Annotated in this window: 23 protein-coding genes; 12 read left to right on the plus strand and 11 right to left on the minus strand. The window is 70.3% G+C overall.

Features of this window, described 5'->3' with window-relative positions; translation table 11 throughout:
• Nucleotides 1-23: 23 nt before the first annotated feature.
• Genes ETAA1_RS09090 through ETAA1_RS09100 form a run of 3 tightly spaced genes read right to left on the minus strand, consistent with a single transcriptional unit; the run spans nucleotide 24 to nucleotide 2,417 of the window.
• Nucleotides 24-860, minus strand: coding sequence for a glycosyltransferase family 2 protein (locus ETAA1_RS09090; RefSeq protein WP_145236616.1), 837 nt, complete (start codon nucleotides 858-860; stop codon nucleotides 24-26).
• 3 nt (nucleotides 861-863) lie between these two features.
• Nucleotides 864-1,601: an energy-coupling factor ABC transporter ATP-binding protein gene (locus tag ETAA1_RS09095; RefSeq protein ID WP_145236619.1), complete on the minus strand. Its 738-nt coding sequence runs from the start codon at nucleotides 1,599-1,601 to the stop codon at nucleotides 864-866.
• A 9-nt stretch (nucleotides 1,602-1,610) separates the two neighbouring features.
• Complete coding sequence (locus tag ETAA1_RS09100) at nucleotides 1,611-2,417, minus strand: protein-tyrosine phosphatase family protein (RefSeq protein WP_145236621.1); 807 nt, start codon at nucleotides 2,415-2,417, stop codon at nucleotides 1,611-1,613.
• 253 nt (nucleotides 2,418-2,670) lie between these two features.
• Between ETAA1_RS09100 and metH the strand changes: the two genes are divergently transcribed.
• Entirely contained in the window at nucleotides 2,671-6,282 is a 3,612-nt protein-coding gene (gene metH / locus ETAA1_RS09105; RefSeq protein WP_145236623.1) for a methionine synthase, read from the plus strand.
• Nucleotides 6,283-6,300: 18 nt separating this feature from the next.
• Here the strand turns inward: metH and ETAA1_RS09110 are convergent, their stop codons facing one another.
• From ETAA1_RS09110 to ETAA1_RS09125, 4 genes are all read right to left on the minus strand, one after another.
• On the minus strand, nucleotides 6,301-7,428 hold the full coding sequence (locus tag ETAA1_RS09110; RefSeq protein WP_145236626.1) for an acyltransferase family protein: 1,128 nt from the start codon (nucleotides 7,426-7,428) through the stop codon (nucleotides 6,301-6,303).
• 51 nt (nucleotides 7,429-7,479) lie between these two features.
• Complete coding sequence (locus ETAA1_RS09115) at nucleotides 7,480-8,229, minus strand: metal ABC transporter ATP-binding protein (RefSeq protein ID WP_202920778.1); 750 nt, start codon at nucleotides 8,227-8,229, stop codon at nucleotides 7,480-7,482.
• Nucleotides 8,226-9,185, minus strand: coding sequence for a metal ABC transporter substrate-binding protein (locus ETAA1_RS09120; protein ID WP_145236633.1), 960 nt, complete (start codon nucleotides 9,183-9,185; stop codon nucleotides 8,226-8,228). Before ETAA1_RS09120 ends, ETAA1_RS09115 begins: the two co-directional genes overlap by 4 nt.
• A gap of 84 nt (nucleotides 9,186-9,269) precedes the next feature.
• Nucleotides 9,270-10,322: an Ldh family oxidoreductase gene (locus tag ETAA1_RS09125; RefSeq protein ID WP_145236636.1), complete on the minus strand. Its 1,053-nt coding sequence runs from the start codon at nucleotides 10,320-10,322 to the stop codon at nucleotides 9,270-9,272.
• 73 nt (nucleotides 10,323-10,395) lie between these two features.
• On the opposite strand from ETAA1_RS09125, the gene ETAA1_RS09130 reads away from it, so the two are divergent.
• From ETAA1_RS09130 to ETAA1_RS09140, 3 genes are all read left to right on the plus strand, one after another.
• On the plus strand, nucleotides 10,396-11,406 hold the full coding sequence (locus ETAA1_RS09130) for an aldose 1-epimerase (protein ID WP_202920779.1): 1,011 nt from the start codon (nucleotides 10,396-10,398) through the stop codon (nucleotides 11,404-11,406).
• A 92-nt stretch (nucleotides 11,407-11,498) separates the two neighbouring features.
• Nucleotides 11,499-12,857, plus strand: a complete 1,359-nt coding sequence (locus tag ETAA1_RS09135) for a serine/threonine protein kinase (protein ID WP_145236642.1) — start codon at nucleotides 11,499-11,501, stop codon at nucleotides 12,855-12,857.
• Between the two features lie 18 nt (nucleotides 12,858-12,875).
• Nucleotides 12,876-14,048 (plus strand): class I SAM-dependent rRNA methyltransferase, encoded by a 1,173-nt coding sequence (locus ETAA1_RS09140; RefSeq protein ID WP_145236645.1) that lies wholly within the window; start codon nucleotides 12,876-12,878, stop codon nucleotides 14,046-14,048.
• On the opposite strand, the gene ETAA1_RS09145 is transcribed toward ETAA1_RS09140, so the two are convergent.
• On the minus strand, nucleotides 13,996-14,214 hold the full coding sequence (locus ETAA1_RS09145; protein WP_145236647.1) for a DUF5522 domain-containing protein: 219 nt from the start codon (nucleotides 14,212-14,214) through the stop codon (nucleotides 13,996-13,998). The two genes, ETAA1_RS09140 and ETAA1_RS09145, sit on opposite strands and share 53 nt — an antisense overlap.
• Before the next feature lie 80 nt (nucleotides 14,215-14,294).
• On the opposite strand from ETAA1_RS09145, the gene malQ reads away from it, so the two are divergent.
• The 5 genes from malQ to ETAA1_RS09170 all read left to right on the plus strand — a co-directional run bounded on the left by malQ (nucleotide 14,295) and on the right by ETAA1_RS09170 (nucleotide 19,677).
• On the plus strand, nucleotides 14,295-15,812 hold the full coding sequence (gene malQ, locus ETAA1_RS09150; RefSeq protein ID WP_145236650.1) for a 4-alpha-glucanotransferase: 1,518 nt from the start codon (nucleotides 14,295-14,297) through the stop codon (nucleotides 15,810-15,812).
• 37 nt (nucleotides 15,813-15,849) lie between these two features.
• Nucleotides 15,850-17,238 (plus strand): DEAD/DEAH box helicase family protein, encoded by a 1,389-nt coding sequence (locus ETAA1_RS09155; protein ID WP_145236653.1) that lies wholly within the window; start codon nucleotides 15,850-15,852, stop codon nucleotides 17,236-17,238.
• A gap of 111 nt (nucleotides 17,239-17,349) precedes the next feature.
• Complete coding sequence (locus tag ETAA1_RS09160; RefSeq protein ID WP_145236655.1) at nucleotides 17,350-18,558, plus strand: DUF790 family protein; 1,209 nt, start codon at nucleotides 17,350-17,352, stop codon at nucleotides 18,556-18,558.
• 62 nt (nucleotides 18,559-18,620) lie between these two features.
• Nucleotides 18,621-19,148 carry a helix-turn-helix domain-containing protein gene (locus tag ETAA1_RS09165; RefSeq protein ID WP_145236658.1) on the plus strand — a complete coding sequence of 176 codons (528 nt, stop codon included), beginning with the start codon at nucleotides 18,621-18,623 and terminating at the stop codon, nucleotides 19,146-19,148.
• A gap of 7 nt (nucleotides 19,149-19,155) precedes the next feature.
• Nucleotides 19,156-19,677, plus strand: coding sequence for a transposase (locus ETAA1_RS09170; RefSeq protein WP_261342025.1), 522 nt, complete (start codon nucleotides 19,156-19,158; stop codon nucleotides 19,675-19,677).
• A 20-nt stretch (nucleotides 19,678-19,697) separates the two neighbouring features.
• Here ETAA1_RS09170 and purB read toward each other — a convergent pair whose 3' ends face one another.
• Nucleotides 19,698-21,182, minus strand: coding sequence for an adenylosuccinate lyase (gene purB / locus ETAA1_RS09175; RefSeq protein ID WP_145236664.1), 1,485 nt, complete (start codon nucleotides 21,180-21,182; stop codon nucleotides 19,698-19,700).
• A gap of 216 nt (nucleotides 21,183-21,398) precedes the next feature.
• Between purB and ETAA1_RS09180 the strand changes: the two genes are divergently transcribed.
• Together ETAA1_RS09180 and ETAA1_RS09185 are read left to right on the plus strand one after the other, a co-directional pair.
• Nucleotides 21,399-21,701, plus strand: a complete 303-nt coding sequence (locus ETAA1_RS09180) for a hypothetical protein (RefSeq protein ID WP_145236667.1) — start codon at nucleotides 21,399-21,401, stop codon at nucleotides 21,699-21,701.
• A 53-nt stretch (nucleotides 21,702-21,754) separates the two neighbouring features.
• Nucleotides 21,755-22,870 carry a glycosyltransferase family 87 protein gene (locus ETAA1_RS09185; protein ID WP_145236669.1) on the plus strand — a complete coding sequence of 372 codons (1,116 nt, stop codon included), beginning with the start codon at nucleotides 21,755-21,757 and terminating at the stop codon, nucleotides 22,868-22,870.
• Here ETAA1_RS09185 and ETAA1_RS09190 read toward each other — a convergent pair.
• Complete coding sequence (locus ETAA1_RS09190) at nucleotides 22,842-23,282, minus strand: hypothetical protein (RefSeq protein ID WP_145236672.1); 441 nt, start codon at nucleotides 23,280-23,282, stop codon at nucleotides 22,842-22,844. The two genes, ETAA1_RS09185 and ETAA1_RS09190, sit on opposite strands and share 29 nt — an antisense overlap.
• Nucleotides 23,283-23,363: 81 nt before the next feature.
• On the opposite strand from ETAA1_RS09190, the gene ETAA1_RS09195 reads away from it, so the two are divergent.
• Nucleotides 23,364-25,022, plus strand: a complete 1,659-nt coding sequence (locus tag ETAA1_RS09195; RefSeq protein ID WP_145236675.1) for a thiamine pyrophosphate-binding protein — start codon at nucleotides 23,364-23,366, stop codon at nucleotides 25,020-25,022.
• A gap of 71 nt (nucleotides 25,023-25,093) precedes the next feature.
• Here ETAA1_RS09195 and ETAA1_RS31735 read toward each other — a convergent pair whose 3' ends face one another.
• Complete coding sequence (locus ETAA1_RS31735) at nucleotides 25,094-25,597, minus strand: hypothetical protein (protein WP_202920780.1); 504 nt, start codon at nucleotides 25,595-25,597, stop codon at nucleotides 25,094-25,096.
• Nucleotides 25,598-25,683: the final 86 nt, after the last annotated feature.

Raw genomic sequence — 25,683 nt, forward strand, 5'->3', positions numbered from 1 at the left:
TTCGCTGCGACGACGCGAGCGCGTTACTTCGACTTGAACAACGGGAACTTCCGCACGCCGAGCCGGTTCAGCCAGTACGCCCCCACCGTGGTCAGCGTCTGGAGCCCGTACTTGGTACTGCGGCGGAAGTTAATCTGACTCGCCTCGTCGAAGTACCGCACCGGCACCGGCACGTCGCCGAGGCGGAACCCGAAGTGGACCGCCTGCACCAGGAACTGCGTGTCGAACACGAAGTCGTCCGAGTTCCCCTCGAACGGGATCGTCTCCAGCACCTGCCGCCGGTACACGCGGAAGCCGCTGTGGAACTCGCCCAAGTTCTGGCCTAGCGACAGGTTCTCGAACGCCGTCAGCCCGCGGTTGCTCAAATACTTCCACCACGGCATGCCGCACTTGAGCGTCTCCGACCGGCTCCGCACGCGGTTGCCGAGCACCACGTCGCAGATGCCCAGCTCGATGACGCCGACCGCGTGCGGGATCACCCGCGCGTCGTACTGGTAGTCGGGGTGGATCATCACCACGATGTCGGCGCCGCGCTCCAGGCAGTACCGGTAGCACGTCTTCTGGTTGCCGCCGTAGCCGGTGTTCTTCTCGTGCTGGATCACCGTCAGGCCCATGTCGCGGGCGATGCGGACGGTGTCGTCCTTGCTGCAGTCGTCCACCAGCAGGATTTCGTCCACGCTGTCCGGCGGGAAGTCGGCGATGGTGGCGGCGAGCGTGGACGCGGCGTTGTACGCCGGGAGCACGGCGATGATCTTGTGCTTCCGCCGCGGCTCGGGGCCGGTGGGGTGGAGGATGCGGTCCACGGAGAACGGGGCGTGGACCGGGTTGAGCGGCGGCTCGGTCAGCAGGGTTGACGACATAACTCAGCGGAGGCGGTAGGGGACTTCGAGGCCGTGGCGGTCCATCAGGGCGGCGTCGGCGAGCAGCGCGGTCGCGGGGCCGTCGGCGTGGAGCGAGCCGCCGTCGAGCACGAGGACGCGCGAGCAGGTGTCGAGGACCAACTCCAGGTCGTGCGTGGCGATCAGCTTCGTGCCGGGGAGGTTTCTTACGACGCCGATCAACTCGCGGCGGCCGCGCGGGTCGAGGAACATGCTCGGCTCGTCGAGGAGCAGCACCGCCGGCCGCATCGCCAGCACGCCGGCCAGCGCCGCCCGCCGCTTCTCGCCGCCGCTGAGCTGGAACGGCACCCGCTCCGCCGCGTCGGCCAGCCCGACCGCGGTCAGCGCCTCCGCGGCCCGCACACACGCCTCGGCGGAGGTCGCGCCGAGGTTCAGCGGGCCGAACGCCACGTCCTCGCGGACCGTCGGGCTGAACAGCTGGTCGTCGGGGTTCTGGAACACCACGCCGACGGTTTCGGGGAGCTTGCGCCGCTGGGAGGCATCCGCGGGGTCGAGGCCGTGAACCGACGCCTGCCCCGGCTCTCCCGGCAGGACGCCGCACAGCCGGAGGAACAGCGTCGTCTTGCCGGCGCCGTTCGGCCCCACGAGGCCGACGCACTCGCCGGGCTCGACGGAGAACGTCACGCCGGACAGGGCGGTGCGGCCGTCGGCGTAGGTGTGCGAGAGGTCGGCGGCGCGGACGGCGGGAGTCACGCCGGGCATTGTAGGGCGTCAGCGCCCGACGTGCTGCTGGATCGCCACCCAGTAGGCGCGGGCCTCGTCGCTCTCGTCGGTCAGGCCGAGCCCGCGGGCGCGGATGCGGGCCACCTCCGGGCTCAGCTGGTCGGCCGTGCGGAAGCGGACGTACCACAGCGCCCCGGCCCGCAGGCCGTCGTCGTCGAACACGTACACCGGCTGCGCCGAGCGGTCCAGCAGCGCGCGGTCGAACGCGGTCGCGGCGGCGGGCAGCGTTTCCGGCGTCGTCTCGATGGCGGTGAACGTCAGCCCCTTCTTCTCGGCCACGTCGCGGACGGCGGCCACGTCGGCGCCCGCGGCGTGGAGGTACACGACGGAGCGGAAGCCTTGCCGCTTCAGCGTGTCGAACCCGTCCAGCGCCGGCCGGCGGCCCGACGCGGCAGTCGGGTTCACCCGCACGAACCCGGGCACGCCGCCGGCCGGCTCGGCGCCCGCGGCGACGGGGGGCTCCTGCGTCACCTGCGGCGCCCGCGCCGGCGGCTGGAGCACACCCGGCGACGACAGCGACGACTTCCCGCCCGGCACCGGGTCCGGCAGGAGAATCTCTGGCGCCGGCCCCCGCGGAGCCGCGCTCCCGCCCGGGAACGCACCGAGGTCGGCTGGCGGCAACTGCCCACCCGGCGCGGGCGAGATCGGCACGCCCGGCGGCGGGATGTTGCCCGGGCTCGGCGGCAGCGGTAAGTACGGCCGGGGGGTGCCCACGGACGAACTACAGCACTTGTGGCGGCAGCCGCCCACGACGCCCGCGACGAGCACGGCGGTGAGGAGGAGTTTGCGACGCATGACGGTCCCTCCGCGATCGACCCACGTTCCGACACTCGATTCTAGACCAACGCCCGGCAGGTCACGCGAAACTTGAGCCGCGCCGCGGAATTTGCAGGAATTACAAGCGCCGATCCTGCGGGTGGGAGGGGATGCGCCGGCGGGGCCGACTGGGCAACCCGCGCGGTGGGATGGGTAAGGTGGGCTCCCGGTGCGAACCGCGAACCGATAGAATCCCTCATTCCGGAATCCTCGACCGTCACGGCGGACTCCCATGTCGCTCGACCACCCGTTCCTGAACACCGCCCGCGATCGCGTCCTCGTCCTCGACGGCGGTATGGGCACGAGCCTCCACCGCTACCACCCGACCGACGCCGACTGGGGGTATGGGCCGAACGGCAAGTCGCTGATGAACCTGTCCGACGCCCTCGCCTACACCCGCCCGCACTGGATCCAGGAAATCCACGAGGGCTACTTCGCCGCCGGGTGCGACGCGGTCGAGACGAACACGTTCAACGCCAACACGATCAGCCTGGAGGACTTCGGCCTCGCCGACAAACTCGACGAGATCAACCGCCTGAACATCCGCCTGGCGAAGGCCGCGGCCGCGAAGTTCGCCACGCCCGCCCGGCCGCGCTACGTCGTCGGCAGCGTCGGGCCGGGGGTCAAGATGCCGTCGCTGACGGACCCGGCGATCTACGTGGACTTCGACACGATGGCCGCGGCGTACCGCCCGCAGCTCCGCGCCATGATCGAGGAGCGCGTGGACGCCGTCCTCGTCGAGACGTGCTTCGACATCCTCCAGGCCAAGTGCGTGGCGATCACCGCGATCGAGGAGATGAAGCGCGCCGGCGTCCGGCTCCCGCTGATGGTGCAACTCACCATCATCGACGCGAACAAGAAGATGCTGCCGGGGACGGACATCCCCTCGGCCCTCGTCGCCCTCGACCCGATCGACGAGATCGACGTGATCGGGATGAACTGCGGGGTCGGCCCCGACCTGATGAACGACGACATCCGCCACCTGAGCCGGCACAGCCGGAAGCTGGTGAGCGTGCTGCCGAACGCCGGCCTGCCCGAGAACCGCAACGGCGAGACGTTCTTCCCGCTCGACCCGGCCGGGCTGGCGACGTGGCTCGAAAAGTTCGTCACCGAGTACGGGGTGAACATCATCGGCGGCTGCTGCGGCACGACGAAGGACCATCTCAAGGCCGTTTGCGACCGGATCGGCGGCAAGACCCCCGCGAAGCGGACCCTGACGTACATCCCCGCCGTGTCGAGCCTGCAATCACTGCAGGAGTTGGTTGTCGATCAGAAGCCGCTCCTGGTCGGCGAGCGCACCAACACCAACGGCTCGCGGAAGTTCAAGCAGCACCTCGAGAAGGACGACTGGAACGGCCTCGTCGAGATGGCCCGGGAGCAGGAGCGCGAGGGCGTCCACGTCCTCGACGTGTGCGTGGACTACGTCGGCCGCGACGGCGTCCGCGACATGAAGGAGACGATCAAGCGCTACAACGCGGTGCTGACCAAGCCGATCATGCTCGACAGCACCGAGGTGCCGGTCATCGAGGCCGGGCTGAAGCTGTGCAGCGGCAAGGCCATCATCAACAGCATCAACCTCGAAGACGGCCGCAAGACGCTCGACCCCAAGACCATCCTCGCCAAGAAGTACGGGGCCGCGCTCGTCGCCCTCACCATCGACGAGAAGGGGCAGGCGGACACGGCCGAGTGGAAGTTCGAGGTCGCCAAGCGCATTTACGACATCGTCGTCCATGAGTACGGCATCCCGCCGTCGGACCTGATGTTCGACACGCTCGTGTTCCCGCTGAGCACCGGGCAGGAGCAGACGCGCAAGAGCGCCATCGCCACGTTCGACTCGATCCGCCTCGTCAAGCAGAACCTGCCCGGGGCGCTTACGCACCTCGGCCTGTCGAACTGCTCGTTCGGCCTGAGCCCGTACACGCGGCAGGTGCTGAACAGCATGTACCTCCACTACGCCGTCGAGGCCGGGCTCGACTCGGCGATCCTGCACGCCGCCAAGATCATGCCGCTGGCGAGCATCGACGACACGGGCCGCGAACTGTGCCGGCGGCTGCTGTTCGACGAGCGCGTGTTCGACGCCGCGGGGAACTGCGTGGAAGACCCGCTGCAGATGCTCATCGAGCACTACGCGGACAAGAAGGCCGAGTCGAAAAAGGGCGAGAGCCTGGGCGCGTCGGCGGAGGAGCGGCTGCGGCAGGCGATCATCCAGGGCCGTCGCGAGACGCTCGTCGCCGACCTGGACGCGGCCCGCGAGCGGCACAGCCCCATCGACATCATCAACAAGATTTTGCTGGACGGCATGAAGGTCGTCGGCGACCTGTTCGGCAGCGGCCAGATGCAGCTGCCGTTCGTGTTGCAAAGCGCCGAGGTGATGAAGGCCGCGGTGGCGTACCTCGAGCAGTACATGGAGAAGGTCGAAGGGGCCGAGAAGGGGAAGATCGTGCTCGCCACCGTGAAGGGCGACGTCCACGACATCGGCAAGAATCTCGTGGACATCATCCTCACGAACAACGGCTACAAGGTCTCGAACCTCGGCATCAAGCAGCCGGTGGACGCGATGATCGCCGAGTTCCAGAAGACCAACGCCGACGCCATCGGCATGTCGGGCCTGCTGGTGAAGTCGACCGTCATCATGAAGGAAGACCTGGTGACGCTGAACGAGCGCGGCCTGAACCCGCCGGTGATCCTCGGCGGGGCGGCGCTGAACCGCCGCTACGTCGAGGAGGACTTGCGGGCGATCTACAAGGGCCGGCTGTACTACGGCGAGGACGCCTTCGCCGGCCTGCGGGTGATGGACGAGATCGTCGCCCGCAAGAAGCTGGCGAGCGTCGGCAGCTCGGCCCTGCGCGGGGTCGTGGAATCGAGCGGCCGCCAGACGGGAACGCAGGACACGTTCGACGCCCGCACCCACGAGCCGGGCGGGCCGCACCTGCACGACGGCGCCGGCAAGCGGTCGAAGCCGCACGCCAACGGGAAGGCACTGCCGTCCCGCTCGCCGGGGCTGCCGAAGGCGCCGGACGTGCCGGTGCCGCCGTTCCTCGGCAGCCGGGTCCGCACCGACTTCGACATGCGCGAGGTGTTCGGCTTCATCAACGAGATCACGCTGTTCAGCACCCAGTGGCAGTTCCGCAAGGGCGGCGTGAAGGTGGCCGACTACGATACCCAGATCCGCGACACGGCCCGGCCGGCGCTCGAGCGCCTGAAGGACCTGTGCCTTGCCGAAAACGTCCTCCGCCCCGCCGCGGCCTACGGCTTCTTCCCGGCCGCGTCCGACGGCACGAAGCTCACCGTCTACGAGGCTGACGGCACGACGCCGAAGACGAGCTTCGACTTCCCCCGGCAGGACCACGGCGACTACCTGTGCCTGTCGGACTACGTCGAGCCGGCGCGCGACGGCCGGGCCGTGGACTACGTCGGCTTCATGGCGGTGACGATGGGGCACGAGGTGACGCGTATCGCCCAGGAGTGGTACAACGCCGGCCGCTACCAGGACTACATGTTCCTGCACGGCCTCGGGGTGGAGGCGGCGGAGGCTCTGGCCGAGTTGTTCCACCGCGACCTGCGCCGCGAGTGGGGCATCGGCGGCGGCGACGCGGCCGACGTGCGGAAGCTGTTCAAGAAGCACTACCGCGGCTGCCGCTACGCCTTCGGCTACCCCGCCTGCCCGCGGCTCGAAGACCAGCAGCAGTTGTTCGAGCTGATCGAACCGGGGCGGGTGGGATTGGCGCTGAGCGAGCAATTTCAGCTGGAGCCGGAGCAGAGCACGACGGCGATCGTGCTGCACCACCCGTCGGCGAAGTACTTCAACGTCAGCCGGTACACCGACGAGGCGGTTGCCGAGTAACCCGGCGACCCGGGGGCGTCAGCCCGCGGATTCGCTTCTCTGACGCGCCCCGAGAATCCGGGGGCCGACACCCCCCGCTCGCCCGGCGGTAGCGGCCCGCAGCCGCCCGCAGGACGCGACCAGCCGATCGGCGCCGCGCTTCAGCCGGCCGTGCATCCACAACTCGAACCGGCCGAACGCCAGGCCGGCCGTGATCGCCACGACGCCCGCGAGCGCCGCGCCGGCCGACGTACCCACGAGCACGTTCGCCTGCTGCATTAGCCGGAACGACAGCAGGAGGAGCGGTACGTGCACCAGGTACAGGCCGTAGCTGTAACCCCCGCCGACGGCCAGGCGGTTCGTCGCGCTCACGTCCGGCACCTGCACCAGGAACCACACCGTCAGCCCGGCCGCGACGCCGCGGAGCCACTGGTGCGGGTCGATGTCGGCGAACGGCACCCACAGCGCGGCGACCAGTTGCAGCGCGCACGCGACGGCGAACACCGGCCACCGCCAGCGGCGGCCGTACCCCGCGAGCGAGTACGCCAGCACCCCCATCAGGAACGGGGCCACGTACACCGACACCCAAGCCGTCTTCCACGACGGCAGCGACGCACTCCCCATCCCCGGCGCCACCACCGACTTCACGGCCAGCACCGCCAGCCACGCGGCCGCGGCGTACGGAAGGCCGCGAACGCCGACCGCGAGCCGGCACGCGACCAGCCCGATCACCAGCACCATCTCGTAGATCAGCGTCCACTCCACGACCAGCGGGTACTGGCCGAGCCGGAAGGCGGTCGGCGGCGTGAGGAGTACGGTCTCGGCGGTCGGGTTCGGCTCCGCGAACGACAGGTACGGCCCCGGCCACAGGCCGACCGCGCACGCAGCGGTGACGGCGCCCATCGTCAGCCAGTACCCCGGGTAGAGGCGCACCGCCCGGTGCAGCAGGAAACGCCCCGGCGACGACGATTGCAGGGCGTGCGTGAGGACGAAGCCCGACACGGCGAAGAACAGCGGCACAAAGGCGGGGGCGATGCCCGGGAGGTGCAGCAGATCCCACCCGGGGCCGGACACGCCGAACTCGCGCTCGGCGTACGGGCTCAGGTGGGTGACGACGACGCCGACCGCCGCGACGAGGCGGAGCACCTGGATGTTGTTGAAGCGCATACCGCCCCCTCGACGGGCGGCTCATACCGAGTCCCCGCGGGCGCGGGAAGGTCAGTGCGCGTGGTGGTGGAGGAACTGCTGCATGTCGGTGCCGAACGTCTGGGCCAGCACGCCGGGCGTCAGGATCTCGTGCGGCGTCCCCTGGCACTGGATGGCGCCGTCGCGCAGGCAGAGCACGTGGTGCGCGTACCGGCTCACCATGCTCAACTCGTGCGACACCAGCAACACCGTCACGCCGGTGCTCCGGTTCAGCTCGGCAATCAGGTCGTAGAACTTCTGCTGGTCCTTGAAGTCGATCCCCGCCGCCGGCTCGTCCAGCAGCAGCAACTCCGGCTGCGGCTCGAGCGCGAGCGCCAGCAGCACCCGCTGCAACTGCCCGCCCGAAAGGCCTTCCACGGGCGTGTCGACGTGGTCGGTCATGCCGACGCGGGTGAGTTGTTTGCGAATCTTGTCCGTCACCGCCTTCGGGATGCCGAAGAACAGCGGCCGCCGGCTCAGCGCCAGGGCCAGGAAGTCGCGGACGGTCAGCGGCAGCCGGGCGTCCAGCGCCAGCTTCTGCGGGACGTAGCCGATGTGCTCGGGCGTCGGGTGGGTGTGGTCGTGACCGCAGTGGAAGCGGATGTCGCCGCGGCTCGGGTACTCGCGTACCAGTGCCCGCAGCAGCGTCGTCTTGCCGGACCCGTTCAGGCCGATGAGCGCGGTGATCTTGCCGCGGGCAAGGTCGGCATCAACACCGACCAGCACCGGCCGGCCGCCGAGCGTCACCCGCAGGTCGCGGACGCTGACCAGCGGGCGCGTCACTTCAGCACCTCGGCGAGGGCGGTCAGGTTCGCCCGCATCCGCTCCTCGTACCAGGCCGGCGTCAGCGCCTGCGGCGTTACCGTCTCCAGCGGGTCGATCTCCACCAGCGCCGGGTCGGCGACGCCGCCGTTCCGCTTCAGCTCGTCGAGGATCGCCTTCGCCGACGTGTTCGCGGTGTATTGCGGCTCCACGGCCAGCACGCGGACCTGTTTCTCCCGGCACATCTTCACCAGATCGCGCAACTCCTCGGTGTTCGGCTCCTGGCCCGGCTTCTTCTGCACCACGCCGCTGACGGTCAGGTCGAACGACCGGGCGAAGTACGACAGCGACTCGTGGAAGCTGACGAGCTTGCGGTCTTTCTTGCCGGCCAACTTGGCGACGCCCTCGGCCTTCAGCGCCCGCAGCTTGCCGACGTACTCGGCGGCCCGGCGGTCGTAGTTCGCGGCGTGCTCGGGGTCGGCGGCCTTCAACTCGTCGCGGATGGCTTCGGTCATCAGGACGGCGAAGTCGGGGCTGAGCCAGACGTGCGGGTCGGTGCCGTGCTCGTGCGGGTGGTCGTGGCCGTGGTGCTGGTGGTGGCACTGGCCCTCCATCAGCTGGTCGATGGGGAGTTTCGTGCTCAGGTCGATGACCTTGAGCTTGGCGTTGCCGCTCCCCTTCTTCACGGCCGAGGCGACGTCGTTGTCGAGGTTGAGGCCGTTGATGAAGAACAGGTCGGCCTTGCGGGCCAGCCGGGCGTCGGTGTCGGTGGGGTTGAAGTCGTGCGGGCCGGTGGTGGACATCATGTTCTTGACGACGGCGTCTTCGCCCGCCACGTTCACCGCCCAGCAGTACACCGGCGCGAACGACACCACCACCTTCGGCCCCGGTCGCTCGGGCCACACGCTGTCGACGCCGCCGCCGCAGCCGATCGGCAGCAGAGCAGCGAGGAGAATACCGCACCGGACTGCGTTCATGACCGCCCCCAGGACTGGGGATAACTTCGTAAAACCGACACCGCCATGCTACCCCGCGGGGGCGGGGAAAGCAAGCTGCCCGTTTTACGCCGTGAGTGTCACGCCGAGTTCGGTCGCCGTCTTCACGATCAGTTCCCAGGTGCCGTCGGGAATCGAAATGCCCGCAGCGGTGCGCTCGGCCTTCGCGGTGCGCTCGGGGTCGCCGGGCAGCGTGATTGCCGCCACACCGTCCGCACGCGGGCAGCTGCGAACGTACTCGGTCAGGCCATCGGTCTGTGTCACGAAGTGCTCGGTGCCGCCGAAGTGCCTGGGGTCGAAGACGACGAACACGGCCGTGTTCCCCTGCCCGGCGATGGGGAACGCGGGGCTGCTGCACGGCCCGCCGGACAGGCCGCCGCAGAGCAAGTCCAGCAGCAAGCCGAGGCCGAAGCCCTTGTACATCTGGGCGCCGCCGAACGGCAGGATGCACCCGCGCGGGTCGGCGTACAGGACGCCGGGGTCGGTGGTGGGTTCGCCGGTGCTGTCCACGAGCCAGCCGGGTGGTGCGGGCTCCTTCTTCTGGAACTGAGCCCGCACCTTCCCCTCGGCGACGGCGCTGGTGCCGAAGTCGAGCACCACGGGGTCGCCGGAGGTCGGCGCCCCGAGGCAGATCGGGTTAGTGCTGATGCGACCCTCCTTGCCGCCGGGCGGGGCGACGCGCCGGCCGGCGCCGTGCGAGTTGACCGCGCCGAAGAACGCCAGCTTGTCGCGCGCCGCCGTCTCCGCGTACTCGCCGAGCCGACCGGTGTGGCCGCAGTTGCGCAGGGTGCCCGCCGCGACGCCGAGCGCCTGCGCCTTCGGGATCAGCCTGCCGAGCAGCCGGTGGGCCTGCACCTGCCCCAGCCCCCAGTTGCCGTCCGCCACGACGACCGCGGGCGTCTCGTCGACGACGGTCAGCGGCGCGCCCGCGCGGTAGGTGCCCTTCTTCAGGAACTCGACGTACTGCGGCACCCGCATGACGCCGTGCGAGTCGTGCCCGCACAGGTTCGCGTCGATGAGGCTATGCGCGACGACGGCCGCGTCCTCGGCAGGCACGCCGGCGGCCTCGAACATCGACTGCACGATCGGCGCGAGCGTCGCGGCGGAAAGCGTGGGCATGGTGCGGCTCCAGAGATGGGGGAAGGGTACAATCACCCCCGCCGTTCGGCAGCGCGACCAACCGGGAGACGCCATGGGCTTCGTGGTGAACACGTTCGAGGGCCGCGCCGGCGACCGCGCCGGCACCGTGTACGAGCTGACGGACGGCACCGTACGCGCCGAGGTTTGGCCGCAGTGGGGCTTCAACTGCGTCCGCTGGCAGGTACGGCAGCCGGACGGGTCGTGGGCTGGCGTCTTCTTCACCGCCCCCGACTGGGAGACGAACCCGGTGCCGACGCGGAGCGGCCACCCGGTGCTGTTCCCGTTCCCGGGTCGGCTCCGCGACGGCCGCCTCCCCGGCAGCTCGGTGCAACTGCCGCTCAACGATTCGACGAAACAGCACGCCATCCACGGCTTCACGCCCCGGACGCCGTGGCGCGTCCTGTGCCAGGGCGCGACCGCCGATTTCGCCACCGTGTCGGGCGGATTCCGCCTCGCCGACGACCTTCCGGCCGCCGTCGGTCAGTGGCCCGGCGACTTCGACCTGACGCTGACGTACGCACTCTACCGCGACTGCCTGCGCGTCGACGCGGTGGTGGAGAACCGCGGCACCGAGGTACTCCCGTTCGGCATCGGCTATCACCCGTACTTCCGCCTCCCCGGCGTGGCCGACGCCGACGTCGGCGGGCACGTCCTGACGGCGCACGTCTCGCAGGTGTGGGCTGCGGACGCGGCGAACCTGCCGACCGGCGAGCGGACGCCCGTGCCGCCGGAACTCGACTTCCACGTGCCGCGGCCCGTCGGGGCGACGGCACTCGATCACGTGCTCACCGGGGTTACGGCCGAGCCGTCGAATGGGCTCATCGAACTGGCCACGCTGACGCACCCCTCCGCGTCGGGCCGGCTGCGGGTGTTGGCCGATCCGGCGTTCCGCGAGTTGGTGCTGTTCACGCCCGCACACCGACAGGCTGTCGCGATCGAGCCGTACACGTGTTCCGCCGACGCCTCAAACCTTCAGGCCCGCGGGATCGACTCCGGGTGGCTGACGCTGGAGCCCGGCGCGAGGTGGGATGCGGCCGTGGAGTACCGCTGGGAGGTGAACTGACGCGCCGCCGGCGCTTGCTTCCGGGGCGAAATCGACCTACGGTTGCACAGCGATTGGGCACCCCCGCGGGGGCCACCGGACGAGGGGCGGGGATGGTCGGCCGCACGGCGCTCGGGAAGTACACGCTCGTCCGACCCCTCGGGGCCGGCAGTAACGCCGAGGTGTTCCTCGCGCAGCAGCCGCGCGGCGGGCCGCCCGTCGTCGTCAAGGTCATCCACCCTCACGTCACCGAGCACCCCAAGTTCCGCCAGCTGTTCGACGCCGAAGTCCGCTCGATGGCGAACTTCCAGCACCCCTACGCCGTCCGCCTCATCGACGCCGCCTACACCGACCCGCTCGGCCCGTGCCTGGTCATGGAGTACGTGCCCGGCGTCACCCTCGAGGCCGTCGTCAACCTCGAGCGCGTGCTGGAGCCGGAACGCGCCGGCCGGCTGCTCGGCTTCCTCGGCCATGCCCTCCAGGCCGCCCACGAGGTCGGGATCATCCACCGCGACCTGAAGCCGGCGAATCTCATGGTGCTCGACGCCGGCACGCCGCACGAGTCGCTGAAGGTGATGGACTTCGGCTTCGCCGGGTTCTCCACGAAGCCGCACATCCAGCTCGCCGAGCTCACCGGCCACGGCCCGATCCACGCCATCGGCACGCCGGCCTACGTCAGTCCCGAGATGATCCGCGGCGACCCCGTGGACACGCGCTCCGACCTGTACTCGGTCGGCGTCATCCTGTACGAGTTGCTGACCGGCCGGCTGCCGTTCACGCACCGCACGCAGGAGAAGTTGCTGGCCGCGCACGTGAAGGACAGCCCGCCGCGGTTCCACAAGATCGGCTGCGGCCACGTCCCGCCGGCGACCGAGATGGCCGTGCACCTGGCGCTGTCGAAGTACGCCAACGAGCGGCAACAGTGCGCCCGCGAACTCGTCGCCGACTTCGGCCGCGGGCTCGGCATCGACTTCTGGGAGGCGACCGCGCCCGCCGGGTGGGAGCCGCCCGCGGAGCCGGAGGTGATCGTGCCGCCGGCGCCGTCCGCGGAGCCCCGCAGGGCCGCGCGGCCGGACCCGTTCCGCGTCGCCTCGGTGTTCGAGATCGCGCTCCCGGAGCGGATGGCGGCGGCGAAGATCCGCGGGTTCGTCGAGGACTTCGCCGGCCAGGTGGTGAGCAGCGAGCCGGGCCTGATCCTGCTGCAACTCGGGCTCCCGCACGGGTACAAGCAGCCCGGCACGTCGAGCGGCATCTTCGGCTGGCTGGGCACGGCCCGGCGGCCGGCCGTGCAGAAGGGGAACGAACCGATCGAGGTGCAACTGCACATGGACAAGCCGGACCCGCAGCTAACCCGGCTGCGCGTCGAGGTGGCGTGCCGGCCGGTGGCGGGGTACACGCCGGGCAACCTGGCCGGCTGGCGCGACCGGTGCGACAAGGTGAGCAGCATCCTGCGGCAGTACCTCGGGGCGTAGCGGTCCTATCATTCCTGCATGGACGCAGCCCCCCTACCAACCGTGACGCTCAAGATCGAGCGGCGGTCGCAGCACCCGTGGGTCTTTCAGAAGATGCTCGAGCGGCCCGCGGCGCGCATCCCGCCGGGGAGCGTCGTCGAGGTGCGCGACCGGGCCGGCCAGTGGGTCGGCCGGGCGTTCTACAACGGGCACTCGCGCATCACCCTGCGGATGCTCACGACCGACGCCGACGAACACGTTGATGCCGCGTTCTTCGCCAAGAAGATCGCCGCCGCCGTCGCCTTCCGCCGCGACGTGCTCAAGCTCGACGCCGACACCGACGCCTACCGGCTGATCCACTCCGAGGCCGACGGCCTGAGTGGCCTCGTCGTCGACCGCTTCGCCGACACCATCGTCGTCGAGTTCTTCTCGGCCGGGATGTTCAAGCAGCGCGACACCATCCGCGCGGCGCTGGCCGAGCTGTTCCCCGGGGCGAAGTTCTACTGGTTCGCCGAGGAGCACGTCGGCAAGCAGGAGTCGTTCGACTGCCGGCCGCCGGAGCCGCCGCCGCCGGGCGTGATTACCGAGCACGGGCTGAAATTCCGCGTCGCCCCCGGGAGCAAGCACAAGACCGGCTTCTTCGTCGACCAGCGCGACAACCGCCGCACGCTGGCGTCGTTCTGCTCGGGGAAGCGGGTGTTGGACCTGTGCTGCAACACCGGCGGCTTCTCGGTGTACGCCAAGGCGCTTGGCGGCGCGGCCGACGTGACCGGCGTGGACCTGGACGAGACCGCGATCGAGTTGGCGAAGCAGAACGCGAAGCTGAACGGGGTGCAGGCGCGGTTCGTGCAAGCCGACCTGTTCAGCTGGATCCGCGACGTGCTGCCGAACGGCGAGAAGTTTGACGTGGTCGTGCTCGACCCGGCGAAACTCACCCGCGACCGAGAGACGGTGGACCTGGCACTGAAGAAGTACTGCGACATGAACCGCCTGGCCCTACACACGGTCGCGCCCGGCGGCGTGTTCCTGACGTGCTCGTGCACCGGCCTCGTGAGCGAGAACGACTTCCTCGAGTCGGTCCGCCGGGCGGCGTGGCAGGCGGGGCGGCAGTTGCAGGTGTTCAAGGTGAGTGGCGCGGGGCCGGACCACCCGTTCCTGCTCAGCGTGCCCGAGGGGCGCTACCTGAAGGCGGTGTTCGCCCGGGTGGAGTAGCGTCGCCCGCCGCCCGCGGCGAGGACGGGTACGGGCAGTTCCGGCACCCGTTTCCGCAGCAGTACCCGCGGCGCAGCAGAAACGCCGCGGTGAACACCCACCGGCCGTGCTCGACGGTATAATCCTCGCCTTCGACGAGGGGCGGCGGTGGGTCGGCGGGCGGCACGGCGGCGCTTCCCGGGGGTGTGGTCCGTCACTATCCGTAGCCCGACCGGTCGCCGCCCGACCACCCCGAGCTCCCGCACGATGAAGCCGACTCTGCCGCCCCGGTCGTCCGGCGTCCTCCTCCACCCGACCAGCCTTCCCGGCCCGTTCGGCGTCGGCGACCTCGGCCCCACCGCCTTCCGCTGGGTCGAAACGCTCGCCGCCATGCGCCAGAGTTGGTGGCAAATCCTCCCCCTCGGGCCCACCGGCGCCGGCGACTCGCCGTACCAGTCGTACTCCGCCTTCGCCGGCAACATCAACCTGCTGTCGCCCGAGCTGCTGGCGCAGGACGGGCTCGTGAAGCCGGCGCTGTGGGACGGGCGCTTCTTCCGTAACGACCGCGTCGAATACGAGACCGTGACGCCGTTCAAGAAGGCGCTGCTGAGGGCCGCGTGGGACACGTTCCGCGCCGGCGGCGCTCCCACGGGGATGCGCGGCGAATTCGATCGTTACGCCACCAGGGAGGTCGGCTGGCTCGACGGCTACGCCCTGTTCATGGCGGTCCACGACGCGCTGGACGGCCGCAGCCTGCCGGACTGGCCGGCGGACCTGCTGCGGCGCGTGCCGTCGGCCGTGGCCGCGGTCGAGAAGGAACTCGCCGGCGACGTGCAGATGCACCGGTTCGGGCAGTTCCTGTTCGACCGCCAGTGGAACGCCCTGCGCGAGTTCGCGGCCGAGCGCGGCGTCCGGGTCATCGGCGACGCCCCGATCTTCGTGTCGCTCGACTCGGCCGACGTGTGGTGCAACCCGGACCAGTTCCTCCTCGACCCGGACCGCCGGCCGACGGTCGTGGCCGGGGTGCCGCCCGACTACTTCGCCGCCGACGGGCAGCACTGGGGGAACCCGATCTACGACTGGGAGCGGATGGCCCAGACGGGGTACACCTGGTGGGCCAACCGCGTCCGGCGCGACCTGGCGCGCGTGGACCTGGTGCGGCTCGACCACTTCCGCGGCTTCGCCCAGGCGTGGCACATCCCAGCGAGCGAGACGACGGCGACCCGCGGGAAGTGGGTGGACGGCCCCGGCACCCCCTTCTTCGAGCGCCTCCGCGCCGACCTCGGCAGCCTCCCGTTCATCGCAGAAGACCTCGGGGTCATCACCCCCGACGTGGACCAGCTGCGCGACGGCGCGGGGCTCCCGGGGATGAAGGTGATCCAGTTCGCGCTCGACACGCCGGACAACCCGTATTGGCCGCACAACTTCGCGGACCGCCGGTGCGCCTGCTACACCGGTACGCACGACAACGACACCGCCGTCGGCTGGTGGGCGACGCTCGACGCCAACAGCAAGGGCTACCTGTCGGCCTACGTCGGCCACGAGGTGAAAGACCCGGCGTGGGAGCTGATCCGCCTCGCGTGGGGCTCGGTGGCCGAGATCGCGGTGGCGCCGCTCCAGGACGTGCTCGGCCTCGGCGGCGAGGCGCGGATGAACAAGCCGGGCGTGGCGGCTGGGAACTGGCAGTGGCGGTTCCGGACCGAGCAGTTCTGGCCCGGCGCCATCGACCGCCTGCGGGGGGTGACCGAACTCTACCGCCGAGTGCCGGCCGAGCCCGAGGCGTGAACTACGATCCGGCCTCTGGTTCCGCGAGGGTCATTTCATGGCCGACGACGCGCCGATCACCCTCGCCTACGACCGCGGCACCGTCGTCCTCGCAGGCGGCCCGCGCGGGTTCGACTTCCAATCCCTCCCCGGCGTGCTGTTCGACCCGCGCACCAGCACCCACCGGGCGCAGGGCCGCTGGTACCGCGCGATCGTCGAGCAGCTGGTCCGTACGAAGCAGCCCTACGCCGACGCCGCCCGCGGCTGGGAGAACAAGCCGACCGGCTGGAAGCTGAACCGCGAGCGCACCCCGCGCCAGTACCAGCTCGACGCCCTGAAGCGGTGGACGGAGGGCGGCCGCCGCGGCGTCGTGGTCATGCCAACGGGCACCGGTAAGACCTTCACCGCGTTCCTGTGCGTCGAGCAACTCGGCCGGCCGACGCTCGTCGTCACCCCGAAGATCGACCTGATGACGCAGTGGGCGCGCGAGCTGGAGCAGTCGTTCGGCGAGCCGGTCGGCATGGTCGGCGGCGGCGAGTTCGAGTACCGCCCGCTCACCGTCACCACCTACGACTCGGCGTACATCCACCTGGAAAAGTGGGCGAACCGTTACGGCCTCGTCATCTTCGACGAGTGCCACCACCTCCCCGGCCCGAGCTACATGGAGGCCGCGAACGCGGCGCTGGCCCCGTTCCGCCTCGGCCTCACGGCGACACTCGAACGCGCCGACGGGGCCGAAGACATCATCCCGGCGCTGATCGGCCCGACGCTCTACCGGCTGGACATCACCGACGTGGCCGGCGAATTCCTGGCGCCCTACGAGGCCCGCCGGGTGTTCGTGGACCTGACACCCGAGGAGGGGGAACGCTACCAGGAGTGTCGCGACCAGTACCGCCAGTTCGTCGCCGACCGCGGCATCAACATGAGCGGCCCGGACGGGTTTCGCCGCTTCCTGTTCGAGGCGAGCAAGAGCCCCGAGGGCGTGGCCGCGGCCCGCGCCTTCCGCGAGCAGAAGCGGATTATGCAGGCGCCGACCGGCAAGTTTCGCCTGCTCGAAGAGCTGCTGGCGAAGCACGCCAACGACCGCGTGCTGATCTTCACCGCGGACAACGCCACGGTGTACCACATCGCCCGGACGTACCTCGTGCCGGCGATGACGAACCAGACGAAGCCGAAGGAGCGGAAGACCATCCTCGGCCACTTCCACTCCGGCGTGTACTCCGTGGTGGTGACGTGCCAGGTGCTGAACGAAGGCGTGGACGTGCCGGCCGCGAACGTCGGCATTGTGCTCTCGGGCACGGGCAGCACGACGGAAAACGTGCAGCGCCTCGGTCGCATCCTGCGAAAATACGGCGACAAGCAGGCGGTGCTGTACGAGGTCATCACCCGCGGCACGGTCGAGGAGTACGTCTCCGAGCGCCGCCGCCAGCACCGGGCGTTCCAGTAGGACAGGAGGAGATTGGCCGCAAAAAGGCACAAAAGACACAAAAATTAGAAGAATCTAAATCTGTATTATTATGTGTTTTTTGTGCCTTTTTTGCGGCCAATCGGTCTTTCGATGCTCACCGGCAAGCTCGTCCGCGTCCGGCACGCCCGGAGCAAGCTCATTCCGCAGTATCTCGACCCGGCCGACCGCGGCTGGCTGGGCGTCGCGGAGCAGTTGCTGTTCGCCTACCGCGACTCGCCCGGCCGCACCCGCGGCGAGATCGCAGCCGAGCTCGAAGATGTGGTCGGCCAGGGGCCGCGGTCGCTCGTGCATCAGGGCTTGGCCGAGCTGCTGGAGGACCGCTGCGAGTTCGAAGTGACCGCCGACCACCCGCCGGAAGAACTGCGCGACGCCGCGTTCCGTGCGGCCGTGGCGCACCGGCAGAAGGTGGGCGCCGCGTTCGACCGCGCCGCCGTCCTGGCCGAAGTCGCGGGGCCGCTGAGCCTTACGCCGGAGCAGATCGAGCAGAGCCTATTCGCCGACCTCAAAGACGAACGGCGCGTCCTCTCGTTCGACGACTGCACGCCCGAGTTCCTGCTGAACCGCTACAACGTGGCGCTGGCGCAGGCGGTGCTGGTCCGCAGCACGGCGATGGAGTGCCGCGTGTGGGGGGAGACGCCGGCGCGGTTCCGGCAGCTGTTCCGCGCGGTCAAGTTCCACCGGTTGATCTGCACCATCCGCGAGTCGTCGGGCAACTCGTACACCCTCACGCTGGACGGCCCGCTGTCGCTGTTCTCGGCGACGAACAAGTACGGCTCGCAGCTCGCGCAGTTCCTGCCCACGCTCCTCCACTGCAAGGCCTACGACCTGCGTGCCGAGGTGCGCTGGGGCACCGACCGCAAGGAGAAGCAGTTCGCGCTGTCGAGCACGGACGGGCTGCGGTCGCACGTCGCGGACTTCGGCACATACACGCCGCCGGAGGTGCGGATGTTCGCCGACAGCTTCGGCGCGAAGGACCGCGGCTGGGTACTTCACGAGGAGCCGCACCCGGTGGTGCTGCCGGACGGCGTGTGGGTGCCGGACTTCCGGCTCGTCCACACGGCGAGCGGCAAGGAGGTGTACGTCGAACTGTACGGGTACTGGCGCCGCGGCGACGTGGAAACACTGCACAAGCGGCTGGCGAAGCACCTGCCGGGGAAGTTTGTGCTGTGCGTCGGCGAGCAGATGCGGACCGACGAGGCCGACACCGCGGCGTTCGGGGCGGGGGTGTACCGCTACAAGCGAACGCCCCTGCCGGACGAGGTCGCGAAACTGGCGACGACGGTGTCGGGGCTCGGCTAAGCAGGTCCGCAGAAGTTCTTTCGCAAGCGGCCCTATCGTGGTAGCCTCCCGGGTAGGGGAGGATGGCCGTGGACGCCTTGACGCTGACGTACTGGCAACGACGGCACCTGGAACAGCAACTCCGCTCCACCCGCGATGCCCGCGTGTACCGCCGCACCCTCGCGGTCCTGGGGGTCGCCGATGGGGAACCGGTCGCCTCCGTCGCCGGCCGGCTCCGGGTCACACTCCGGGCGGTCTACCACTGGGTCGCGACCTACGGCCGTGACCACGCCCCGGCGGCCCTCGCCGACCGCGACCGGTCCGGGCGGCCCCGCCTGCTGACCCCGTCGGACCGGGAGCTGCTCCGCGAACTCCTGGGCCGCTCTCCCCAGGAGGTGGGCTACTTCGCCGCCCAGTGGACCGTCCCGTTGCTCCGCGAGCACCTGACCCGCCGCACCGGCCGGCCGTTCTCCGACGACGCCCTCCGGCGGGAGTTGCAGCGGATGAGGTACAGCTGGAAGCGGTCCCGCTACACCCTCGACCCGGACCCCGAGTTCGGGGGGAAAAAAGAGGCGCATCCTGCGGCACATCCGGCGACTGCCGGCACGTAGCGTCGTCCTGGCGGAGGACGAGACCGACCTGCTGCTGTTCCCGCCGCTGCGGTCCGCCTGGTCGCCCCGGGGCCAGCCCAAGGAGGTTCTCCTCTGCGGGCGGAACGGCCGGCGGGTGGTCTTCGGGGCGATGAACCTGCGGACCGGCCACCGGCTGTTGGTGCCCCGGGAGCACCAGCGGGCGGCCGACTTCCAGGCGTTCCTGCGGGTGGTGCGCAGCTCCTACCGGGGCTGGCACGTGGCGATGCTGCTGGACGAGGACCCGAGCCATACGGCCAAGGGGTCGGTCCGGCTGGCCGACGAGTTCGGGTTCGAGTTGCTGTGGCTGCCCAAGCGGGCACCCCAGCTCAACCCGATGGACACGTTGTGGGGCCAGGCCAAGGACGTGGTGAGTGCCGACAAGCAGTACGCCACCCTGGAGGAGCAGGTCGAGCGGTTCATCGCTTACCTGGAGAGCCAGTCACCCGCGTGGGCATTGAAGACCGCCGGCGTCTTCTCTGACGACTTCTGGTTGGGGAACGTCTTGTGATAGAACTTCTGCGGACCTGCTTAGACGCTCAGTTCCGCCTTCATCCCCAGCGCCGCGGCGTAGCGCGCCCGCACCGGCGCGACGTGCTCCGCGACGAACTCCGCCACCTGCTCCGGCGCCCGGCCGACGAACGCCCGCGGGTCGGTGACGGCGGCGAAGTCGACCCGCGCGAACGCCGGCTCGGCCCGCAGCCGGTCGAACAACTCGGCCGCGCTGCCGGTGCCGCTCTTGAGCTTCGCGGTGACGGCGTGGCTGTGCGTTCGCACAACTTCGTGAACCTCCTGCCGGTCGCCGCCGGCCTGCACCGCGGCCATCATCAGGTTCTCGGTCGCCATATACGGCAGGTACTCGCGCACGCCCCGCGCCACCACCGGCACGTTCACCACGAGCCCGAGCGTTTCCGGCCCCGTGCGCTGGGTCAGAAGGTTGAGAGCGATCCGCAGCACGGCGTCGGCGCAGAGGAAGGCCTGCGGGATGTACAGCCGGCGCGGGGCACTGTCGTCCAGGGTGCGCTCGAACCACTGTGTGGCGGCCGTGTCGGCGGCCATCGCGGGGAGGCCCATCAGGTAGCGGGCCAGGCCGCACATGCGTTCGGCGCGCATCGGGTTCCGCTTGTACGCCATCGCGCTGGAGCCGATCTGCTCGGGCTCGAACGGCTCGTCGATCTCCTGCCGGTTCGCCAGCAGGCGCAGGTCGCTGCCCCACTTGTGGAGCGACTGGCCGAGACCGCTCAGCGCGTCGAGGACGAAGCTGTCGTGCTTCCGCGAGTACGTCTGCCCGGTGACGGGGACGAGCGCGTCGAAGCCCATCTTTCCGGCGACGCGGCGGTCGAGTTGCTTCACCTTGTCGTGGTCGCCGCGGAATAGCGCCAGGAAGCTGGCCTGGGTGCCGGTCGTCCCCTTCGCCCCGCGGAACGGCAGCCCGTCGCGGCGGCGCTCCAGTTCTTCCAGGTCGAGGACGAGGTCGTACAGCCACAGCGTGGCACGCTTGCCGACCGTCGTGAGCTGCGCCGGCTGGAAGTGCGTGAACCCGAGCGTCGGCTCGTCCTTCCACCGCTCGGCGAAGGTGCCCATCGCGTCGATCACGGCCGCGAGCGTGCGGCACACCTGATCCAAACTCTCGCGCATCAGGATTAGGTCGGCGTTGTCGGTGACGTAGCACGACGTGGCCCCCAGGTGCACGATGTCATTGCAGCCGGGGGCCACGTCGCGGAGGGCGTGGACGTGCGCCATCACGTCGTGCCGCAGGCGCTTTTCGTGGGCCGCGGCGCGGGCCAGGTCCACGTCGTCGAGGTGGTCGCGCAGTTCGGCCAGTTGCTCGGCGCGGATACGCGGCGAGACGCCGTCGTCGGCCAGCAGCCCGAGTTCGGCTTCGGCTTCGGCGAGGGCGAGCCACAGACGGCGCCAGGTGCGGAACTTCCGCAGCGGCCCCCACCGCTCGGCCATCTCGCGGCTCGCGTAGCGGCCGATCAGCGGGTTGTCGTACACGTCGGTCGGCGTCGTCACTTGAGGGAAACTCGGGAAGGGAAGGGCGGGAGAACTCTCGGCTCGTAGCGCGACCCGGGGAATCGACGGGTCGCGCGGCGGCGGCAAAGGTACCACAGTTTTCTACGATTTCCGGCGTGTTTCGACCCACGTCGGCGGCGCGGCCGGGAGGGGCGGGTTAGGATTGGCTCGACAGGAAGTCCGCCGGGCGGAGCCCGGACGTAACGGAGGACGACGATGACCCGCACGTTTCTCGCGGTCGCCGCGGGCGTGGCGCTGTGGACGGCGACGGCCGCCCCGGCCGCGGCCCAGTCGAGCAGCCCGCCGCTGACGCAGTACAGCTACTACCCGTACTACTACTTCCCGCACAGCTACTGGCCGGCGAACAGCCCGCAGTGGCCGGAGCCGCGGAACCACCCGTACGTGCGGCCGCCGGCGTACCAGGCGTACCCGTCGTTCCTGGAGCCGGGCTGGCGGTACGAGCTGTGGAACCCGATGAAGTACTACCGCGGCAACCACTTCTGGCTGGACCAGTTCTAAGCTTCGGTACGCCCGGGGACGGCTGTTCCCGGGCTTCCTGAGTGCCTGAAGCCATGCTGCCGCGCACGGCCGTCACATTCGCCGCGTTGTGGGTCACGTCCTCGTTCGCCCTGCGCGAGTCGCGTGCCCACGGCGACGACCTCGTACAAGACTACGTCTCGGCCCGCGCCCTCCGCGACGGGCTTTCGCCGTACCTCCCGCTCGACGACCTCCGCGACCGCGCCGGCCTACCGCCGCGGCCGGGGCACGTCCTCGTTACGCACAACCCGCACCCGCCCGGGGCCGTCCTTCTGACCGTCCCGTTCGCGGCGGCCGATTTCGGAATGGCGCTCGACCGGGTGAGACTCCTGCAACTCGCGGCGTTGGCGGTCGCGTGGGCGCTGTGCTTCCGGCTGGCCGCGCCGCCGCTGTCGGGGTGGGCGTGGGCGCTGGTCGGCGGCGCGTTCGGGCTGTGGGCGCCGGTGTGGCAGGGGCTCGACTGGGGGCAACCGGTCGGCGTGCTCGCGCTGGCCGCGGCGGGAATTTGGCAACTCGGGCGAAGTGGGCGGCCGCTCGCGTTCGGCTTCGTCCTCGGGTTCGCCTGCACCGTGCGGCCGTTCTTCGCACTCAGCTGCGTCGTGGCCATGAAGTGGACGCGGCGCGAACAACTCGCCGCCTTCGCCGGCGCGCTCGTCGGCGGGCTGGTGCCCTTTGCGCTGGCCGGCACGCCGCCGTGGGAGTGGTATCGCCTGGCGTCGGCGGCGGGGGCGTATGCCGCCGAGTGCGGGTCGCTGCCAGGCGTCCTCGGGCTTGGCACCACGGCCGGCGTGGGACTGTACGCCGCGGCCGCAGTCGTTCTCGCATACCTGCGGTGGAAGGGACTCGCAGCCGATTCCACGCTCGCGCTGGCGGCAGTCGCGGCGATGCTGACGTACCCGCTGGCGTGGTTCCAGTACGACGTGAGCCTCATCCCGGTCGTGGCGTGGGTCGCCGTCACGGCCCACCGTGCGAACAGCCGCTTCGCCCTCGTGGCGCTGACGCTGTTCGTCGCGGCGCGGGCGGTGCCGGACGTCATCCCCGACACCGGCGGCTGGGCCGACGCCGTCGGTCACGTCAAAGGGTGGGTGCAGGTGGCGGCGCGGGCGGTGCTGTTGGCCGCGGTCATCCGCTGTGCGAATGCACCTTCTTGAAGTGCTCGACCATCTTCTCGTGGGGGACGTGCCAGCCGCAGTCGTCGCACGGGCCGACGGTAGGGTAGCATTTCGCGCAGTACAGCGGGCCGCCGTCGAGGAACTGCTCGAACCGCCGGCGGTCGGCCGGGGGCGCGGCGTCGGCCGACATCGGGATGGTGACGGCCGCCTTGCACTTCTCGCACGGCCGCGTGTCGTGCTCGACCAGCACGTGCTTGTAGTGGTCGTGGATGCCGCGCGGCACGACCCCGCTGCCGGTGCAGAGCGGGCACGTCATGCGGAACTGCGCGAGGATCGCCTTGCGGATGAACTCGCTCTTGTTCGGGAGGTTGTCGAGGAACTTCGCCAGTTCCTCCTCGACCTTGAACGCGACGATCTGCGACTTCTGGGCCTTCGCGTCTTTCCGGGCCATGGTGCGTCCGTTGGGGTGCGATAATAAGTCATCGTAGGCTCGCGGCCGGACCGCCGCAAGCCGCCGCACGGACCACCCCGCATGACCGGCGTCGATGCCTTTCTCGAACTGCTGCACGGGGCCGGCGTCACGCACCTGTTCGGCAACCCGGGCACGACCGAACTGCCGCTGAACGCCGCCCTGGCACGCGACCGCCGCGTCCGCTACGTCCTCGGCCTGCACGAGTGCCCGGTAGTGGCCGCGGCCGACGGCTACGCGACCGCCGGCGGCCGCCTCGCGGTCGTGAACCTGCATACCAGCTGTGGCCTCGGCAACGCGATGGGGATGCTCGTCAACGCGAAGGCCGCCGGCTCGCCACTGCTGGTCACGGCCGGGCAGCAGGACACGCGCCACCTCTTCGAAGAACCCGTGCTCGCCGGTCCACTCGTGGACATGGCCCGGCCGCTGGTGAAGTACGCCGCCGAGGTCGGCCGCGTCGCAGACCTGCCGAACGCGACGCGCCGCGCGATCCAGGCCGCACTCACGCCGCCGACCGGGCCGGTGTTCCTGTCGCTACCGCTCGACGTGCAGACCGCCCTCGCCGACGGCCTCGACCTGTCGCCGCCGTGGTCCGTCGATCGGCACATCCGCCCGGCCCGCACGCCGCTGCAACAAGCGGCCACGCTGCTGGCGAATGCCGCGAACCCGGTCATCCTCGCCGGCAGCCGGGTGACCGAGTCCGGCGGCTGCCGCGAACTCGTATCGCTGGCCGAGACGCTCGGCGTCCCGGTGTTCAACGAGCAGAACACGTCGCGCGGCCGCTTCCCGATCCCGACCGACCACCCGCTGTACGCCGGCCCGGTGCCGTTGTGGAACCCGGACATCCCGACGGCACTGGCCGGGTTCGACGTGGCGTTCGTGGTCGGCATGAACCTGCTGCGGCTGTACATCCGCCAGGAGCCGCTCCGCCCGCTGCCGCCGGGGTTGAAGCTGATTCACCTCGACAACGACCCTGCCGAGATCGGCAAGAACTACCCCGTGGAAGTGGGCCTGCTCGGCGACCCGAAGGCCGGGCTGGCCGAACTCGTGTACGAGATCGACCGCCGGCTGACGCCCGACGCCGCGGCCGCTGCCGGAGAACGCGGCCGCGCCCACGCCGCGCGGCTGGCCGCGGCGCGGGATGACTTCCGGGCCGCGGTCGATGCGCAACTGGCCGGCCGCCCGCTGGCGGGCTCCGCGGTGATGGGTGCCGTCGCCCGCGTGCTGCCGGCGGACGCGGCCGTGGTCGAGGAGTGCCCGACGACGCACGGCAACGTTCTCGAACGCCTCGGCGCCGTGCGCGACCCGGCCGGCTACTTCGGCCACCGCGGGTGGGCCTTAGGCTGGGGCATCGGATGCGCGATCGGCGTGAAGCTGGCGTGGCCCGACCGCCCGGTGTTGGCTGTACTCGGCGACGGTTCGACGGCGTTCGGGATGCAGGGACTGTGGACCGCAGCGCGAGAGGGATTGCCGGTCGTGTTCGTGGTGGCGAACAACCGCCGCTATCACATCCTGGAAGTGTGTGGCGACCGCCTTGGCCTCTCCGCTCTGGCGCACGGCCCCGGCTTCACACTCGGCGACCCACCGATCGACTTCGTCGGCCTGTCGCGGGCGCTGGGAGTAGAGGCGCACTCGGTGGAGCGCGCGGACGAACTGAGCGACCGGGTGCGGGCGGGATTGACGGGTGATCGGCCGGTGTTGCTGGAGGTGCCGGTGGGGTGAGGTGCTCGTGTTGCCGCTTGCGGCTTAGCCGCGTTCGCGCCGCTAAGCCGCAAGCGGCAACACGACTTGCCTTACGCCGGCGGCCGTTCGCCCCTGCCGCCCTTGTCGCCGCCGGGGAAGCCGCCCTTGCCGCCGGGGCCGCCCTTGTCGCCGCCGGGGAAGCCGCCCTTGCCGCCCGGGAAGCCACCCTTGCCGCCGGCCCCGCCGCCCGGGAAGCCGCCGAACCCGCCCCGCATCGTCTCCAGTGACTTCAGCTGGTCGTCGGTCAGCATCTTTTCCAGCTTCCCCTTCACGTCGGCCTCCAGCGCCGTCAACTGGGACTTCTGGTCGTCGGTCAGCTTCAGCTGCTCCTGGGCGAAGGGCGGCAGCACGGTCCCGAGCTTGAACCCGCCGCCCTTGCCGCCCTTGTCGCCGCCGGGGAAGCCGCCCTTGCCGCCCGGCCCGCCGGGGAAGCCGCCCTTGCCGCCCGGCCCGCCCTTGTCGTCCTTCCCGCCCGGCGGCTGCGACATCGCCGGCGACCCCATCAGGACCGCCCCCGCGACGAACGCCGCCGCCCCGCACATCAGCTTCTTCATCACACGACCCCGGTTGGTGGTTGAGTCTGCTCCGACACCACCTCAAACGCCGCCCCCGCCAGGCAGCGACACCCCGGGGTGATTCC

It is taken from the genome of Urbifossiella limnaea (genome assembly GCF_007747215.1).
Classification (GTDB): Bacteria; Planctomycetota; Planctomycetia; order Gemmatales; family Gemmataceae; genus Urbifossiella; species Urbifossiella limnaea.

Coding starts and splice junctions, on each gene's coding strand:
- ETAA1_RS09180 (WP_145236667.1), top strand. CDS start 21,399: ATGACCCGCACGTTTCTCGCGGTCGCCGCGGGCGTGGCGCTGTGGACG.
- ETAA1_RS09140 (WP_145236645.1), top strand. CDS start 12,876: ATGGACGCAGCCCCCCTACCAACCGTGACGCTCAAGATCGAGCGGCGG.
- ETAA1_RS31735 (WP_202920780.1), bottom strand. CDS start 25,597: ATGAAGAAGCTGATGTGCGGGGCGGCGGCGTTCGTCGCGGGGGCGGTC.
- ETAA1_RS09165 (WP_145236658.1), top strand. CDS start 18,621: ATGGCCGTGGACGCCTTGACGCTGACGTACTGGCAACGACGGCACCTG.
- ETAA1_RS09185 (WP_145236669.1), top strand. CDS start 21,755: ATGCTGCCGCGCACGGCCGTCACATTCGCCGCGTTGTGGGTCACGTCC.
- ETAA1_RS09135 (WP_145236642.1), top strand. CDS start 11,499: ATGGTCGGCCGCACGGCGCTCGGGAAGTACACGCTCGTCCGACCCCTC.
- ETAA1_RS09110 (WP_145236626.1), bottom strand. CDS start 7,428: ATGCGCTTCAACAACATCCAGGTGCTCCGCCTCGTCGCGGCGGTCGGC.
- ETAA1_RS09190 (WP_145236672.1), bottom strand. CDS start 23,282: ATGGCCCGGAAAGACGCGAAGGCCCAGAAGTCGCAGATCGTCGCGTTC.
- ETAA1_RS09100 (WP_145236621.1), bottom strand. CDS start 2,417: ATGCGTCGCAAACTCCTCCTCACCGCCGTGCTCGTCGCGGGCGTCGTG.
- malQ (WP_145236650.1), top strand. CDS start 14,295: ATGAAGCCGACTCTGCCGCCCCGGTCGTCCGGCGTCCTCCTCCACCCG.
- ETAA1_RS09120 (WP_145236633.1), bottom strand. CDS start 9,185: ATGAACGCAGTCCGGTGCGGTATTCTCCTCGCTGCTCTGCTGCCGATC.
- ETAA1_RS09125 (WP_145236636.1), bottom strand. CDS start 10,322: ATGCCCACGCTTTCCGCCGCGACGCTCGCGCCGATCGTGCAGTCGATG.
- ETAA1_RS09155 (WP_145236653.1), top strand. CDS start 15,850: ATGGCCGACGACGCGCCGATCACCCTCGCCTACGACCGCGGCACCGTC.
- metH (WP_145236623.1), top strand. CDS start 2,671: ATGTCGCTCGACCACCCGTTCCTGAACACCGCCCGCGATCGCGTCCTC.
- ETAA1_RS09195 (WP_145236675.1), top strand. CDS start 23,364: ATGACCGGCGTCGATGCCTTTCTCGAACTGCTGCACGGGGCCGGCGTC.
- ETAA1_RS09090 (WP_145236616.1), bottom strand. CDS start 860: ATGTCGTCAACCCTGCTGACCGAGCCGCCGCTCAACCCGGTCCACGCC.
- ETAA1_RS09160 (WP_145236655.1), top strand. CDS start 17,350: ATGCTCACCGGCAAGCTCGTCCGCGTCCGGCACGCCCGGAGCAAGCTC.
- ETAA1_RS09130 (WP_202920779.1), top strand. CDS start 10,396: ATGGGCTTCGTGGTGAACACGTTCGAGGGCCGCGCCGGCGACCGCGCC.
- ETAA1_RS09095 (WP_145236619.1), bottom strand. CDS start 1,601: ATGCCCGGCGTGACTCCCGCCGTCCGCGCCGCCGACCTCTCGCACACC.